At 51.5% G+C, this 14,865-nt stretch carries 10 protein-coding genes and 1 other annotated feature; of the genes, 2 read left to right on the top strand and 8 right to left on the bottom strand.

The features are described from left to right. Positions 1-150: 150 nt before the first annotated feature. The 4 genes from MKY48_RS26660 to MKY48_RS26675 all read right to left on the bottom strand — a co-directional run bounded on the left by MKY48_RS26660 (position 151) and on the right by MKY48_RS26675 (position 5,127). On the bottom strand, positions 151-1,353 hold the full coding sequence (locus tag MKY48_RS26660) for an MFS transporter (RefSeq protein ID WP_339267500.1): 1,203 nt from the start codon (positions 1,351-1,353) through the stop codon (positions 151-153). A gap of 145 nt (positions 1,354-1,498) precedes the next feature. Further along, the gene (locus MKY48_RS26665; RefSeq protein ID WP_076324522.1) at positions 1,499-2,056 is read right to left on the bottom strand and encodes a hypothetical protein; all 558 of its coding nucleotides are present in this window, start codon (positions 2,054-2,056) and stop codon (positions 1,499-1,501) included. Between the two features lie 161 nt (positions 2,057-2,217). Next, positions 2,218-2,637, bottom strand: coding sequence for a DUF350 domain-containing protein (locus MKY48_RS26670; RefSeq protein WP_076324523.1), 420 nt, complete (start codon positions 2,635-2,637; stop codon positions 2,218-2,220). A 120-nt stretch (positions 2,638-2,757) separates the two neighbouring features. Next, a complete protein-coding gene (locus tag MKY48_RS26675; protein ID WP_339267503.1) occupies positions 2,758-5,127 on the bottom strand; it encodes an endonuclease MutS2 in 2,370 nt (789 codons plus the stop codon). Positions 5,128-5,283: 156 nt separating this feature from the next. On the opposite strand from MKY48_RS26675, the gene MKY48_RS26680 reads away from it, so the two are divergent. Beyond that, positions 5,284-5,643, top strand: a complete 360-nt coding sequence (locus MKY48_RS26680) for a phage holin family protein (RefSeq protein ID WP_339267505.1) — start codon at positions 5,284-5,286, stop codon at positions 5,641-5,643. Positions 5,644-5,917: 274 nt separating this feature from the next. Beyond that, positions 5,918-6,304 carry a cytochrome C oxidase subunit II gene (locus MKY48_RS26685; RefSeq protein WP_076324526.1) on the top strand — a complete coding sequence of 129 codons (387 nt, stop codon included), beginning with the start codon at positions 5,918-5,920 and terminating at the stop codon, positions 6,302-6,304. Between the two features lie 91 nt (positions 6,305-6,395). On the opposite strand, the gene MKY48_RS26690 is transcribed toward MKY48_RS26685, so the two are convergent. The 4 genes from MKY48_RS26690 to abc-f all read right to left on the bottom strand — a co-directional run bounded on the left by MKY48_RS26690 (position 6,396) and on the right by abc-f (position 14,420). Then, positions 6,396-8,327, bottom strand: a complete 1,932-nt coding sequence (locus MKY48_RS26690) for a hypothetical protein (protein ID WP_339267507.1) — start codon at positions 8,325-8,327, stop codon at positions 6,396-6,398. Positions 8,328-8,586: 259 nt separating this feature from the next. After that, on the bottom strand, positions 8,587-11,037 hold the full coding sequence (gene pheT / locus MKY48_RS26695) for a phenylalanine--tRNA ligase subunit beta (protein WP_339267509.1): 2,451 nt from the start codon (positions 11,035-11,037) through the stop codon (positions 8,587-8,589). A 29-nt stretch (positions 11,038-11,066) separates the two neighbouring features. Beyond that, a complete protein-coding gene (pheS, locus tag MKY48_RS26700; protein ID WP_076324529.1) occupies positions 11,067-12,101 on the bottom strand; it encodes a phenylalanine--tRNA ligase subunit alpha in 1,035 nt (344 codons plus the stop codon). Between the two features lie 66 nt (positions 12,102-12,167). Further along, positions 12,168-12,443: a binding site (T-box leader), on the bottom strand. A 108-nt stretch (positions 12,444-12,551) separates the two neighbouring features. Next, positions 12,552-14,420, bottom strand: a complete 1,869-nt coding sequence (abc-f, locus tag MKY48_RS26705; protein ID WP_339267511.1) for an ABC-F type ribosomal protection protein — start codon at positions 14,418-14,420, stop codon at positions 12,552-12,554. Between the last annotated feature and the right edge of the window lie 445 nt (positions 14,421-14,865).

Below are 14,865 nucleotides of genomic sequence, written 5' to 3' on the forward strand. Positions count from 1 at the left end.
GAAGGTATCTCCTTATTGGCCATGGGGCCTTGGAGATACCTTCTTCCGTTGTAGGGTTACGCCGTAACGCTGTCTCTTGTTTATCAACTCGCCGTTCGTTAACTGGCACAACGCTTTTGACGCGAGCGGATGCGATTAGGCTTCAGGTGTTCAGGTGACTTGTCCTTTGGAAGGAAACAGCTTTCGTATAAACAGCCACGATCCGATAGGGGAAGCCCCCAGAAACAGCAGCAGCAGGGTTACCGTTAACGTGTCCTGTCTAAATGACAGAACAAGAATAAACACAAGGAGACCCGTAATTCGGCCTATGGTTAGACTGAGTTCCCGCAGCACGACCAGTTCCACCCGCTTCTCCACGTTTTCCTGATTCACTCCCATAAGATCAAAGCTGGCCGATATAGCCGGCATCATGTACAGCGGAATAAACAGCGACGTCCCGATTCCCAGCACCAACAGCGTAGTATAGTTGACAGCAAATAGCAGCGGCATAATTACCAGCAGCATCAATATCGAACCTACCAGCATGCCGGTTTTACGGAATTTGGGCTTGAACCACTTCCCGCAGGCCCAGTAGCTGACCAGCGAAACCGCCGAAGTAATCAATGCGAATTGCCCCAGCTTCGATTCCTGGTCCGTCGCCACAAAAACAAGGAGGGTAATAAGAAAGGAAAACACACCTTCCCTGATTCCCTGAACGGCCAAGCCGAATACAGCGTATTTCCAGACTCCGCCCTCCTTGAGTCGGCTAACCCCCTCCAGCCAATGATAGTCGCTCTGGACCGGTCGTTTTCGCAGAAAAAAGCTCAGCACCACCGTCGCCGCGAAGATGACCATCGATACGGTAAAAATAAACCGGTAGCCCTGATCCCCATGCATCATCGTGATGATCCAACCCGCCATCCACGGACCGATAATCCCCGTTATGGAGCCCAGGAGTCCGATCCAGCCATTAAACCAGTCCCGATTCTCTGCACTTGAAATCTCGAAGTAAACCACATTAAAGGCTAACCAGAATAATCCCAATGAGACGCCGAACAGCAAGCCGAGAGGCCAAATATAATGGACGGCATCCCTCCCTGCCCACAGAACGCATAGATAAAACAGGGCGGACACTGCAATACCCAGGCGAAGCGCATTCATTTTGTTATGCTCCTTCACCCATTTGCCGGCGGTCCAGAACGTCAAACCCAATGCAACCTGCTGAGCAATCGTGAACCAACCGAGCATCGTATAGTCCTGGCGGCTTTTCCATAAGTATACGTTGAGGAATGTACCCGACAATGCACTCGATAGTATAAACAACCCATGAACGGATAACAGAAGCATAGCCTGGGGGTCCTTTGTCAACTTCATATACAGTTCCTCCCTTGCCTTCACACTTGAAGTCCAAGGTATTTTACCCCTCTAATCCCCACTTCATGAACAAAAAAAAGGAAACTGCCGCAAGCAGTTTCCTTAAACTAGCCGTGGATCGGCATACAGCGCCTTTCCGCAAACTCTATTCCTTTTTATGGATAAAACTTTTGATCATCCGAAGCCGGTCATTCTCTGCCAGATTGTGCTGTACATGGAAGCATCCAGGGCACACATATACATTTAGATCATAAGGCGGCTGAAGGATAGGGCCTTGAATCAGGGCTGCGTTAACCGGCTGGAAGCCTTCCCCACTCACATGCTGCGTTCCGGCATGAAGCATATACTCTCTGCAATGCAAGCACTCGGGAACTTCCTCTTGCTGGTCCAGAATCCCCTCTACCGTCTCCTCAAATGCAAAGAGGTCATGATCCTCCCCATACTTATCCACGGTTCGAAGCGAGGACAGTGTTTCATGGTCGGATCCCCATATACGATGAAGATCACCCGCTTCCTCATCGGAAGCCTCATAAGCCTCTTCATATTCCTCCGGATCGTCCTGTACATCCTCGTCTTCCAATGCGATATTCAATGTGCGATAGCCTTTAAGCTCGTTCGCACAGTGAGGACAAGTATCTTCGGGACCTATCTCTTCATCCCATACAATCTCACTTTGGCACCATGGGCAAACCGTCGGTTCCATCGATCATTCATCCCTTTCTTTATTCAAACGGCCATGAATGGCCCTATTAACTTTATTTTTATTGAGACATCAAGTATACAATACCCGCCACAAAAAAAATCAAGGCAGCCGCAAACAATATCCGCGGTAAATATTTCATCGTCCTTTTCCTCCCGAAGCCCTTAAATGATGCTCGCTCCAATAATGTAAGATAAAGATACGGTGATAATTAGTACGATCAAGCCAACTGCGCGGTTATCCTTGCCAATCTCTTCATCGACAGAAAATACGGGAGTCAAGAACTCAAGCAACCAATAAGCCAATAAAAGCAGTATGAACCCGAAGAATGACCATTTAATCATGCCATAAATGGACGTATTGGCTGTTATGCTATACCGCATCACGTTACAGATGCCAAAGACCTTGCCGCCGGTCGCCATAGCTGCGGCAACATTTCCTTTGCGTATTTCATCCCAGCAGTTGTACTTGGTAACCAATTCAAAGCAATACAAGTAAACAATAAGTGCAAGTATCGCAACCGAGAAATAGCCGACGAGCACCCCAAGTGGATGGGTCAGCAAATGATCAATCGCTTCCGTCATTCCCTTTTTTCCTCCCTGATATAAACGGGATGCGGCACCTTTCGCATCCCGTCGTTCTGAACCTTATGATGATATGTTATACGATTGAAGGAGAAAACGGTTCCTGATTTCTTACTTTTCTTATTTCAACTCGGCAATCGTAACGCCATTGCCGCCTTCGCCGTAATTGCCTAAACGATGACTCTTAACATGTTTGTGTTTGCGCAAATAATCCTGAATCCCGGTTCGCAGTATTCCGGTTCCCTTACCATGTATGATGTAGATCTGCCCCAGGTTCCCCAGAAAAGCCTCATCAATGAACCGATCCACCTCGATCAGCGCTTCTTCCAGATTCGCTCCTCTTAAATCCAACTCATTCCGGATGTTGGTATCGCGAGTCCGCTTCAAGACGGTAGCATGCTGTTTCGGCGCTTGTTTGGCGCTTGCTGCCGGATTCGACAAAAGCTCCAAATCATCCAGCGCCACCTTCATCTTCATAATGCCAAGCTGAACAACGGCTTCCTTGGACCCGGCCATTTCTACAACATGCCCTTTCTGATTCAGGCTGGATACCCGAACCTCATCTCCTGGCTCAATGCTGCGCTGCTGCTTCGCTGAACGTTGGCCAGCCGTCTTCTTACCCTGCTGCGGTTCGGCGTCATCCAGACGCTTTCTGGCAGCAATCAGTTTGTGCTCCTTAACCGAAGCTCCTTCCTCTTGGGCAATCTTGCGTAGATCCGCGATGATTTCCTCCGCCTCACTCCGGGCCTTGTCCACGATCTGCCTTGCTTCCGTACGAGCTTTATCAACAAGCTTGTCCTTCTGCTCTTCCAGCTTCTGAAGCTCGTGCTGGTGACGAAGACGCAGCTCCTCCATTTCCTTCCGAACCTGCTCCGCCTTCTCACGCTCTACTTCCGCGGTGTGCCGGTTCTCTTCGAGCGATGCAATCATATGCTCCACTCGTTGATCTTCTTCCTTCACTTCGCCACGGGCAAATTCCAGAATGGATCCCGGCAATCCCAGACGTTCTGCAATGGCAAACGCATTACTGCGTCCAGGCACGCCTACCAACAGGCGATAAGTCGGGCTTAGGGTATTAATATCGAACTCCATGCTGGCGTTGATGACACCTTTGCGTTCGTATGCATAAGCCTTCAATTCAGAATAGTGCGTTGTCGCGATCATGCGGCAGCCCATGCGGTGGATATGCTCCAGGATGGAAATCGCCAGAGCGGAACCCTCCGCAGGGTCCGTCCCTGCTCCCACCTCATCAAGCAGCACTAGGCTCTTCGGCGTCATCTGGCTTAATATGCGGATGATGTTCGTCATATGGCTGGAGAAGGTACTGAGGCTCTGCTCAATGCTTTGCTCATCGCCAATATCCGCGTAGATCGCATCAAATACGCACATCTGGCTGCCTTCTTCGGCAGGAATAAAGAGTCCAGACATCGCCATCAGATTTAATAATCCGATCGTTTTGAGCGTAACCGTCTTACCGCCGGTATTCGGCCCTGTGACAATGATGGATGTATAGGAATTGCCTAATTCCACATCAAGCGGCACAACCTGATCCGCCGGAATCAGTGGATGTCGGCCTTTGCGCAGCTTAATATAACCTCTGTCATTCATTCTTGGTAGTGAAGCCTTCATTACATGGGCTAAACGAGCCTTGGCAAAAATAAAGTCGAGCTGGCCGATCAGATCCAAGTCAATGGATAGTAGCTCAGCCTGCTCGCCGACCTGGGCGGTCAGCTTCTGCAGAATCACTTCGATTTCCCGCTCTTCCCGCATTCGCGTCTCGCGCAGCTTGTTGTTCATGGCTACGATGGATTCCGGCTCAATAAACAACGTCGCGCCTGACCCGGACTGATCGTGCACGATACCGCCAAAATGCGAGCGATATTCCGCTTTTACGGGAATGACAAAACGGTCGCCGCGAATCGTAATTAACTGGTCCTGCAGCATCTTCGCCACGGATTGCGATCGAATCATGGACTCCAGTTTCTCGCGAATGCGAACTTCTCCGCCCCGCAATTCCCGCCGGATCTGAGAAAGCTCCGCGCTTGCGGAATCCAGCACCTCAGCAGCATCGTCAATACAGAGCCGAATGGCATCTTCCAGAGGCTTCTGCTCCGAAATAAGATCACTCAAATTATAGAGGATCTCAATCTTCTCGTCCTCGTGGATCGCTGCAATAAACCGCTTGATTCGGCGTGATCCATGAATCGTATTCGACGCAGCCAGCAATTCATGGGGATTAAGCGTCCCCCCAATTCTGGCTCGCTTCAATGCGTCGTTAATATCGGTAATCCCGCGAAAAGACGGATTGCCCTTGAGCCTGTCTACGGTGTAAGCCTGGTCAGTAGCCGCAAGTAAATCCTTTACCGCCTCCAGGTCGGTTTCAGGCATTAACGTTTCAGCTCTCGCACTTCCCATGGAAGTTTGAGTGTATTGTGTTAATGTATTTAAAATTTTTCGGTATTCTAAAGTTTGCAAAATCTTGTCATTCAAGAAGTTCACAACTCCTCTCAATCGATGCATATATTATATCGAAACTAATACGAATTCGCCAAGGAATCCAAAAACCTTCCACACATAACCGACGGCCCTATTGAACAAAATAAATTCTGCGTAACATTCCAGTCTTATTCTAAGGAGGCAGGTACCATGCAATTTCTCGGGCATGTTGTTCGATTTATCGTTGCCGCGCTCGTTCTTATGGTTGTCGGATGGATTGTCCCCCAATTCACCGTCGGCGGATTCGGAAGCGCCCTGTTGCTTGCACTCGTTATCGCCCTGATTGGTTGGGCTATCGAGGGCATCTTCGGCAAAAAAGTCACACCGTTTGGACGTGGCATCGTGGGCTTCCTGGTGAGCGCACTCGTGATTTACCTTGCCCAATTCATCGTTGGAGGCGTTAGCGTCTCCATACTGGGCGCCTTGCTTGCTGCACTGGTCATCGGGATCATCGATCTGTTCATTCCGGTTTCCACCCCTTTTGAAGCAGGCAAATCCCGCAAAGAATAAGATAGAAGAACGCCCGCTTCTGTTAGAGGATTCCTCTGAAGCCCTCTTTCTGAACGAACCGAACGGCAGCAGTATCCCCACACTAACCCCCTGTTAATCTAAACAGGGGGTTTTCCAGCTTCCCCTATATTATAAAGTAAATCTATATCATCGTTTGAAACCGTTCACGTTCACCAATTTTTCATAACACGTATGTGCACCCACTCTTTTTCTGCGCTATCATAAAGATTGGAAATTATATTTCACAATTATTTCATAGTCAGGAGAGATTTCAGTGAAAAAAGGCATTGCTTTACTTGTTTCATGTATGCTCCTATTTGTATTGGCTGCCTGCGGTGGAGACCAGAAAGAGTCCCAGGGAGATTCAGCGATCTCGGATACTGGTGTAGCACCGGAAGCTGAACTCGTGATTAAGGGCACCAATTTCCAATTCGACCAAGAGGAATATCGTCTCAAGAAAGGCGTGCCTGTCAAGATTACTTACGAGAATGAAGACGGCAACCACGGCGTTATGATTCCTGCGCTCGGACTGCAGCTCGACCGTAAAAACAACTCAACTGTCGTTACGCCTGATGAGACCGGAGAATTCGAAGTTTCGTGTTCCATTATGTGCGGAGCGGGTCACAGCAAAATGATGTCCAAACTTATCGTCGAAGAATAGTAGATCTTCCTCACGAAAATAAACCTCCGGATCGCCAGAGTATCCTCTGTCTAATCCGGAGGTTTTTTCAGGTTCACATCTTCGCCATGGCCTAACGCTGATCCTGCTCAATCAACTCGATCCACTCATTATATTCAACTTGGAGCTTCGCATACTCTTCCTTCAACTTACGGTGTTCTTCTTCAAGCTGCGCAGATTGCTCCGCCTTCAATTCCTGTTCTGCCTGAAGCAGACGATATTGGTGCATGACCAGCTCATACTGTTCACCTAAATCGGAATACTGTTGTGCCGCTTCACTCTTCTCTTCTTCCAGACGTTCATAGGCTTGGCGTGCGGATGCAATTTCCTGCTGCCATGACTGGAGCTCTTCTTCGAGAGCAAGCTTGGTTCGTTTCCACTCATCGCGCTCTGCGGCCAGCTTCTCGCTGTCCTCGGCAAGCTGTTCCCGTTCCGCCATCCCTTGCTGGTATTGCTCCTGCCACTGAACGGCGCGTTCCTCTGAATCTCTCAGCTGCTCGGCGAGTTCACGTGCGCGCTCTTCACTGGCAGCCGCCTTCTTGCGAAGCTCATCCAGCTGATTCGACACCGTATCGTATTCTTCCTCCAGCATAGCGTACAGTTTGCTGGTCTCTTCCTCTCGGACTCCCGCTTCCTTCGCGAGCTTCTCCAGCTCTTCATGGCGAAGCTGCAGTTCATTCAATTCCTCTTGGGCACTTCTACGCTCTGACATAGTCCGGTCAGCTTCGTCCTTCATGACCTGGATCTCATCCTGAAGTCCCTTCATTCCTTCTTCCAGGCTCTCGTTCGCTTCCATAAGCTCGACAATTCTCATCTCGAGCTCAGCGGTTTCCTCTTTGCGCTGATCAGCCAGCGTGCGCCAGGATTGAAGCTCGCCGCTTAGACGCTGCAGCTCTTCTTGCTGTTTGCGGGAGGTCTGATTTGCATCCACCACAAGTTTCTGCAGACGACGGCGCTCTTCCTCCGACTTGGCGGATTCCTGCTTCAGGCCCTCGAGCTCCTTCGTCAGCCCTTCGACCTTCGTTCGGAAGGAACGCAATTCCTGCGAAGAGGCCTCGGCTTGCTGTCTGGACGACTGGAGCGCTTCCTTCAGCTTGTCCGATTCTGCTTTTACAGCACCCAGTTCCTTCTCGGCGGACGACAAACGTGCTTGGAGCTGCCCGCCCCGCGTTCGCTGCTCGGCAAGCTGCTTCTCCAGCTCTTGGACGGTACTTGTATGCTTTTGCTCCATATCCTGCACCGTCTTCGTATACTTCTGCTCCATATCGTGCACGATCTTCGAGTGCTGCTGCTCCTTCAGGAGCGCCTCTTGTTTATAGGTGCTCTCCTGTTTCTTCAATTGCTCAGCCAGCTTCTCCTCGGCCTGCTTCGCAGAGGTCCGTTGACTCTGTTCCAGCTTCTCGATGGCCTGTTTATGAGTGAGCGTCAACTGCGAAATCTGCCCTTCATAGCGGCGCTTCATATCTTCAATAGACTGCTTATGGCCGCTCTCCAGCTTCTCGCGCTGCTCCTTAAGACGGGCCTCAAGCTGCTGCTTCTCCTTCAGCAGTTCCGCCACGCGGTCCGATTCCTTCTGAAGCAATTCCTTCGTACGCTCTGACTCCGCGGTTAGATTCTCCTTGGACTTCCTGTATTCCTCAGCCAGCGTAGTCTGCTCCGCCAGTTTGTGCTCCAACTGCTCCTGCTGCTGACGATGTCTCTCCTGCTGCTCGATTTGAAGTCCTTGCACCTTGGCAAGCTCCGTACGCAGTTCATTTCGCTCGGCCGTCATCTGCTTGGCCTCATTCTGAAACTCCAGCTTCTGCAAAGCTTCTTCAGCCATATGTACTGCAGCTAGGACGGCAATGCGCGGGGTATCCAATCGAGAGTGCGCCTTGGATATGGTACGCATGCGATCATCTACATAATTCGCTACCTGTCTGGTATAATCACTGCTACTGCCAACGAGTTTATAGGAAGTTCCGTAGATATCTACGGTAACGCTTTTACGGTCCGATGTAGTCAAAATTGTGCCCTCCTTCTATTATGTGTAGATTCTATGATGTCTGAAATGGTCTATTCTCTACATTCATTATATATGAGATAACATCTGTAGACGAACCTCAAGAAAACAGACCGAAGTTTGGTATATGATAACACAGTTTTGTGCTTATAATTATGTACCCTGCGGGCGTCCTGATGCAAATCCCAGTTCAATTTAGAGCAAAAAAGCCCGCATCGAATCCCTGATGTAATGGATTCGATGCGGGCGTTCACAATTCCTGCTATTTTCTTAATTCTGCGCCAAAAGTTTGCTGAAGGGCAGCAACCGCTTTTTCCGTGACGCCGGCAACCTCTTCATCGGTCAGCGTCCGTTCCTGATGGCGGTACGTCATGGAGATGGCAACACTCTTCTTACCCTCTCCAAGCTTGCTGCCTGTGAAGACGTCAAATACCTGAATCTGCTGCAGAAGCTCACCAGCATTCTCCTTGATCACTTGAATCAGGGAGCCGGCTTCAACCTCCTCATTCACCACGATGGCAAGATCGCGTTCCATACCCGGGAATCTAGGCAAATCGCGGTAAACGACGCGGGCGTTAGTCAGATCATACAGCGGCTTAAGGAGAATCTCGGCGGCATAGGTATCTTCCAAATCCAGCTCCTGCTGGGTCTTCGGATGAATTTGTCCCAGTACACCTAACAGCCGCTTGTTCTCGCCTTGACCCGCATATACGGAAGCGGAACGTCCCGGGTGGAAGCCCTCCGGTCCGTTGGCCTCGTAAGTGATCTCTTCTGAGCCAATTCCAAGGTAGTCGAGCACCGTTTCGAGCGCCCCCTTCAAATCGAAGAAATCGACCTTGGCCGGCTGAACATTCCATTGCTTGCTGCCTTTGCGTCCCGTCAGCAGCAACCCGAGAACAGGGCGCTCCAGCGGCTGCTTCGTCAATGTCTTCTCATGCGTATGAAACAGGTTCCCTATTTCAAACAGGGCCAAGTCCGGCTGCTTGCGGTTATGGTTGTACACCGCGATATCCAGCAGCTGCGGAAGCAGGCTGGTGCGAAGGACGCTGCGGTCCTCGCTCATTGGCATGGCCAGCTTAACCGCCGTGCCATCTGACGACAGGGAGGTGAACATTTCCGCTTGCTGCGGATGGATGAAGGAATAACCCAGAACCTCCTGGAATCCGCTATGCGTCAGCAAACGGCGAAGCGAGCGGCGGATGGCCTGAGCGATGGTCAATGAACCCGGTGTCGTCGGACCTTCAATCGCCGTTGTCGGGATATTGTCGTATCCATACAGACGGGCCACCTCTTCAATGAGGTCTACGTCAAGCACGATATCGCCGCGTCGGGAAGGCACTTGAACATCCACCATTCCTTGGCCCGAATCTCCGCAAGGGAAATGCAATCGGGCGAAGATCGTTTTTACCTCAAGCAGGGACAGCTCCGTTCCCAGATAACGATTGAGCTTCTCCAGCGACAACGTAATCACGGTAGGCTCGTTGTCCGCACTGCCTGCTTCGACGATTCCCTGATGGACAGCGCCTCCGGCATATTTCGCCATCAATGCCGCTGCACGGTTCAGTGCAGGGATAACTGCGGCAGGATCCACTTCCTTCTCGAAGCGGGAGCTTGCCTCCGAACGCAGTCCGAGCTGACGGGATGTTTTGCGGACGGTACCGCCATCGAACTTAGCCGACTCCAGGAAAATATTGACCGTGCTGTCCGTTACTTCGGAGTCCAGCCCGCCCATAACGCCAGCCAAGGCTACCGGCTTGCCCCCTGCTGTAATCACCAGCATATGCGGCTCCAGGCGACGCTCCGCGCCGTCCAGCGTTACCATCGTTTCCCCAGCTTCAGCCATACGCACATGGACCGCGCCATCCTTCAGCTGATCTGCATCAAAAGCATGCAGCGGCTGGCCATATTCCAGCATCACATAGTTCGTAATATCCACGATATTACTGATCGGGCGCACGCCCGCTGCCATCAACCGATTCTGCATCCACAGCGGAGAAGGACCGATCTTAACTCCGGTAATATAACGTGCCGCGTAATGGCTGCACTGCTCGTCAGCCCCGATCGTAACCGAGATATGATCGGCTGCTGCATCTTGAACCTCCAGAATTTCCTTCTCCGGGTTCGGAAGACTCAGCTCGCGCCCCAGAATGGCGCTCACTTCGTAAGCTGCTCCCAGCATGCTGAGACAGTCAGAGCGGTTCGGCGTCAGATCCAGCTCCAAAATTTCATCGTTCAGACCCAGCACATCTTCAATTGGTTTACCGATCTCCGTCTCAGCCGGAAGTACCAGAATCCCTTCCTGCAGCTCTTTAGGCAGCAGTTTGTCATTCATGCCCAGTTCCTTCGCCGAGCAGATCATGCCTTGGGAGAGCACGCCGCGCAGCTTGGCCTTCTTGATATCCATACCGCCAGGCAGCTTCGCGCCAACAAGCGCCACCGGCACCTTCTGGCCAGCATCTACATTTTTGGCTCCGCACACGATCTGGAGATCTTCCTCCTGACCCGCATCCACGATACATACATTCAGCTTGTCTGCGTCAGGATGCTTCTCTTTACTCTTGACGTAGCCTACGACCACTTTGTTAATGCCTTGATTCCGTTTCTCGATCACATCGATTTCAATACCAGCCGAAGTAATACGGCTTGCCAAATCCTCTGAGGTTACGCCTTGGAGCGAAATATAATCGGACAACCAATCGGTTGAAACTCTCATTGTCTATTCACTTCCCTTTATCGTTAAAATTAGATCCGCGTGAATTGATTCAAGAATGCTGTATCGTTGTTGAAGAAGTGACGGATGTCATCCACGCCGTATTTCAGCATCGCAATCCGCTCAACCCCCATACCGAAAGCAAAACCGCTGTACTTCTCAGGGTCATAACCGCCCATTTCAAGCACCTTCGGATGAACCATGCCGCAGCCTAAAATCTCAAGCCAGCCTGTTTGCTTGCATACGCGGCAGCCACTGCCGCCGCATCTTACACAGGATACGTCCACTTCCGCGCTCGGCTCCGTGAACGGGAAGAAGCTTGGACGCAGACGGATCTGCGTGTCATCGCCGAACATCTCCTGCACGAATTGCAGCAGCGTCCCTTTCAGATCACTCATGCGAATGTTCTCGCCGATGACCAGGCCCTCGATTTGATGGAACTGGAACGAATGCGTCGCATCATCGTCGTCCCGGCGGAATACACGGCCCGGGCAGATGATTTTGACAGGCGCTTTCCCATTCATCGACAGCATCGTCCGGGCTTGCACCGGGGATGTCTGAGTACGCATTAGCAGATCTTCCGTCAAATAGAAGGAATCCTGCATGTCGCGTGCCGGGTGATTCTTCGGCAGATTCAGCGCTTCGAAGTTGAAGTAGTCCGTTTCCACCTCAGGGCCTTCCGCTACCTGATAACCCATCCCGATGAAAATATCCTCGATATCCTGGATCACCTTGCTCAAAGGATGGACCGCGCCTTGGCTGAGCTTGCGGCCCGGAAGAGTTACGTCCACCTTCTCTGCACGCAGGCGCTCTTCGGTTTCCTGCTGCAGGAACGCTTCCTGCTTGCCGGAGATGACTTCCTCGATCGCGCCCCGAACGTCATTGGCCACCTGGCCGATAACGGGACGCTCTTCTGCACTCAGCGCTCCCATTCCGCGCAGGATTTCCGTCAAGGCACCTTTTTTGCCAAGGTATTTCACCCGCAAATCATTCAGCTGCTGCGGATCGGTAACATCCTGCAATTGCGCCAATGCTTCCTGCTTTAATGCTTCTAATTTTTCCTTCATAGCTATTCGCACACCCCTTTGTAAACTCCATCATCGTACTGAAAACAAAAAAGGCCTCTCCTCCCAAAAAGGGACGAAGAGACCGTGGTACCACCCTTGTTAACATGCATCATACCCTAACCAAGGCGGTAAAAAACCTTAGGCCCGAGTATGCCTCACCATGCTCACTTGACCGACGTAACGAATCGGACCCGTTATCCCCTACTGACCGGCACCATGCCGTGTTCAAGGAACTGCTCCGGAGCGAACTTCACTAGCCTGTTTCTATAGGGACACTCTCAATCCACGGCATCCCTTCCCTGTAAAGAGGCACTAGCTACTTTTCTCCATCCACGCATTTATTACATATGCAAATATATAGGGTTTATTATATGCAACCTTTCGGGATATGGCAAGTTTCATTTCCCCATTTTAACCCCATCTCACTGATTTTAATCGTGATCCCTGATCTTATTCCGACTGAAGCCTGGTCAGCTCTGCCCGGAGCTCCCTGATCTCGGCAAGCCAGCTCGCCTCGTCCCCGGCTTCAAAATCTTCGGCTGATAAGCCCAGTAATTCCTGAATCCGATATTCGAGCTCCATTCGCCGATTGTCCTTCTCCGTATTCCCCCTGATCACACCGGTCCGCGAGGCCTGTTCCTCCTCCTCATCCACACTTCCCTCAAACCAAACCGGAGCTCCCCCAGGCTTCAGCGTGAGCAGCCGGTTCGCGATTTTGCGCACCAGATACCGGTCATGGGATACGAGCGCAATCGCACCCGGAAAGCTCACAAGCACTTGTTCAATCACCTCGCGGGTATCCACATCCAGGTAATTCGAGGGTTCATCCAACACGAGCAGATGCGCCCCGCTGAAATACAGCTTGAGAAAAGCCGTTCTGCACTTCTCCCCCATGCTCAGCTGCCCCATCTTCTTAAACACATCGTCCCGCCTGAAGAGGAACGAGCCCAGCAAGGTACGCGCACGGCTCTCCGTCATTCCCGGAATGACGAGCAGACTGTCCAGCAGCGTGGTCTCGGGTTCCAGCCCCTCAAGTTCCTGTGAGAAATAACCGATCTTAACGGAAGGATTTCGGGTAATTCGGCCCTCCTGCGGTTCGATTTCGCCCAGCAGCAGCTTGAGCAGTGTCGTTTTCCCGCTCCCGTTAGGGCCTCTTACGGCCAACCGGTCGCCGCGGTTCAGATAGAAGGTGAGCTTATTAAAAAGCGGTTGATCTTCGTAACCAAAACAGATGTCCTTCACTTGGATAAGGGTACGGCCGCCGAAAGCTTCCCCTTCCAGCTCCATGTTCAGCTTAGGACCGCTTCGCGGTTTATCCACCCGCTCTGCTTCCAGCCGTTCCAGCGCTTTTTCCTTGGCATGATATCTTGAGATGTTCTTCTTGGCCTTGGCCTTGTAAAAGCTGGCGGTGATCTTGACGTCATTTACGTCCCCGGCCGCGTTATGCGCTTTATGGAACCACTCCTCATATCTTCGGATCGATTCCTCCAGCGCTTTGCGGGCCAGCTCCTGCTTCCGGTAAAGCGTCTCTTGTTCGCGCAGCTCCCGTTCCTTTTCGCGGCGGTAATCCGTATATCCTCCCCGGTAACGCCGAAGTTCCTCCGAGGTCAGCTCACATACGGAGGTTGCTACCCGATCGATGAATTCCCTGTCATGGGAAACAAACAACACAGTGCCTTTATAGGACGACACCAGCCACTGCTCCAGCCAGACCAAGCTCTCGCTGTCCAAATGGTTCGTGGGCTCGTCGAGCAGTAAAAATTTCGGTGCCGATACAAGGAGCCCTGACAGCATGACCTTCGTCTTCTGGCCTCCGCTCAGCTCGCGGTAGGATACGGGCCACACCTCTGGCCCGATGCCCAGCATCGTCATCGCTTTCTCCACCTCGGTCTCCCACTGGAAACCGTTCTGGGACTCGTAACGCTCCAGCAGATTGCCATATTGCTCAAGCAATGGTTCCATTTCGACAGGACTGCCGCCATTCATCTGCTGCTCGACGCCGGCAAGCTGAAGCTTCAGCTGCCATAATGAAGGATGACTGCGGCTGCGCACCGTATCGATGGCACTCCTATCGATTTCGTCCGGCTCATCCTGCTGCCTGAGCCAGCCCCAGCGCTCTCGCGGGAGAATCGCCTCCACAACGCCGGAGGTCGGCTCAAGCTCACCGGCCAGGATGGAGAGGAGCGTGGTTTTGCCGGTACCGTTGCGCCCATACAGCGCAATCCGTTCTCCTTCCGCCACCTCCAGCTGAATGTCTTCAAACAGCGGCCTTCCTTGGAGCTCCATACTTATATCTTTCGCTTTTAGAATCATAGTCATATCGTCTCATCCTCTCTCTTTGAAAAAACTAAAAAACCGCAAGCGATGGCCTGCGGCGGATGTTATAAAGAGAGATATGGGTCTGGTCTGAATGAACGGGACGAATTTGCACGACCGACACTAACTTCGGCTGTTCATTCCAGTCCAGCCTTGACTGCTATTGAAATGAAGCTCAATAACCTCGCCGTTAGCGGAAGCTGCAAATCCGTTCCATGGATGTGATTGTATTTCATTAGAGTACCATTTCAACATAACAAAAAGAGGCACCCCAGTCACATTGTTCAGACACACCAAATCTCTCCTCTACCGCCGTAGAGAAACGCCTGCAAACCACATGCAGTTGTTTAGAGAAAAGGGTGTCTTACTTCATTGGACTAGGTTACCTCGCATTCTTGGAATGAAATTATGGTCATTATAACAGATATTCTGCGCTTGTAAAAGGGGT

Origin of the sequence: Paenibacillus sp. FSL W8-0187 (genome assembly GCF_037969755.1) — a bacterium.
GTDB lineage: Bacteria > Bacillota > Bacilli > Paenibacillales > Paenibacillaceae > Paenibacillus_AQ.

What these genes read in the sequence shown, in the direction of transcription:
- MKY48_RS26660 (WP_339267500.1), bottom strand. Translation starts at nt 1,353, where the DNA reads ATGAAGTTGACAAAGGACCCCCAGGCTATGCTTCTGTTATCCGTTCAT.
- MKY48_RS26665 (WP_076324522.1), bottom strand. Translation starts at nt 2,056, where the DNA reads ATGGAACCGACGGTTTGCCCATGGTGCCAAAGTGAGATTGTATGGGAT.
- MKY48_RS26670 (WP_076324523.1), bottom strand. Translation starts at nt 2,637, where the DNA reads ATGACGGAAGCGATTGATCATTTGCTGACCCATCCACTTGGGGTGCTC.
- MKY48_RS26680 (WP_339267505.1), top strand. Translation starts at nt 5,284, where the DNA reads ATGCAATTTCTCGGGCATGTTGTTCGATTTATCGTTGCCGCGCTCGTT.
- pheT (WP_339267509.1), bottom strand. Translation starts at nt 11,037, where the DNA reads ATGAGAGTTTCAACCGATTGGTTGTCCGATTATATTTCGCTCCAAGGC.
- pheS (WP_076324529.1), bottom strand. Translation starts at nt 12,101, where the DNA reads ATGAAGGAAAAATTAGAAGCATTAAAGCAGGAAGCATTGGCGCAATTG.
- abc-f (WP_339267511.1), bottom strand. Translation starts at nt 14,420, where the DNA reads ATGACTATGATTCTAAAAGCGAAAGATATAAGTATGGAGCTCCAAGGA.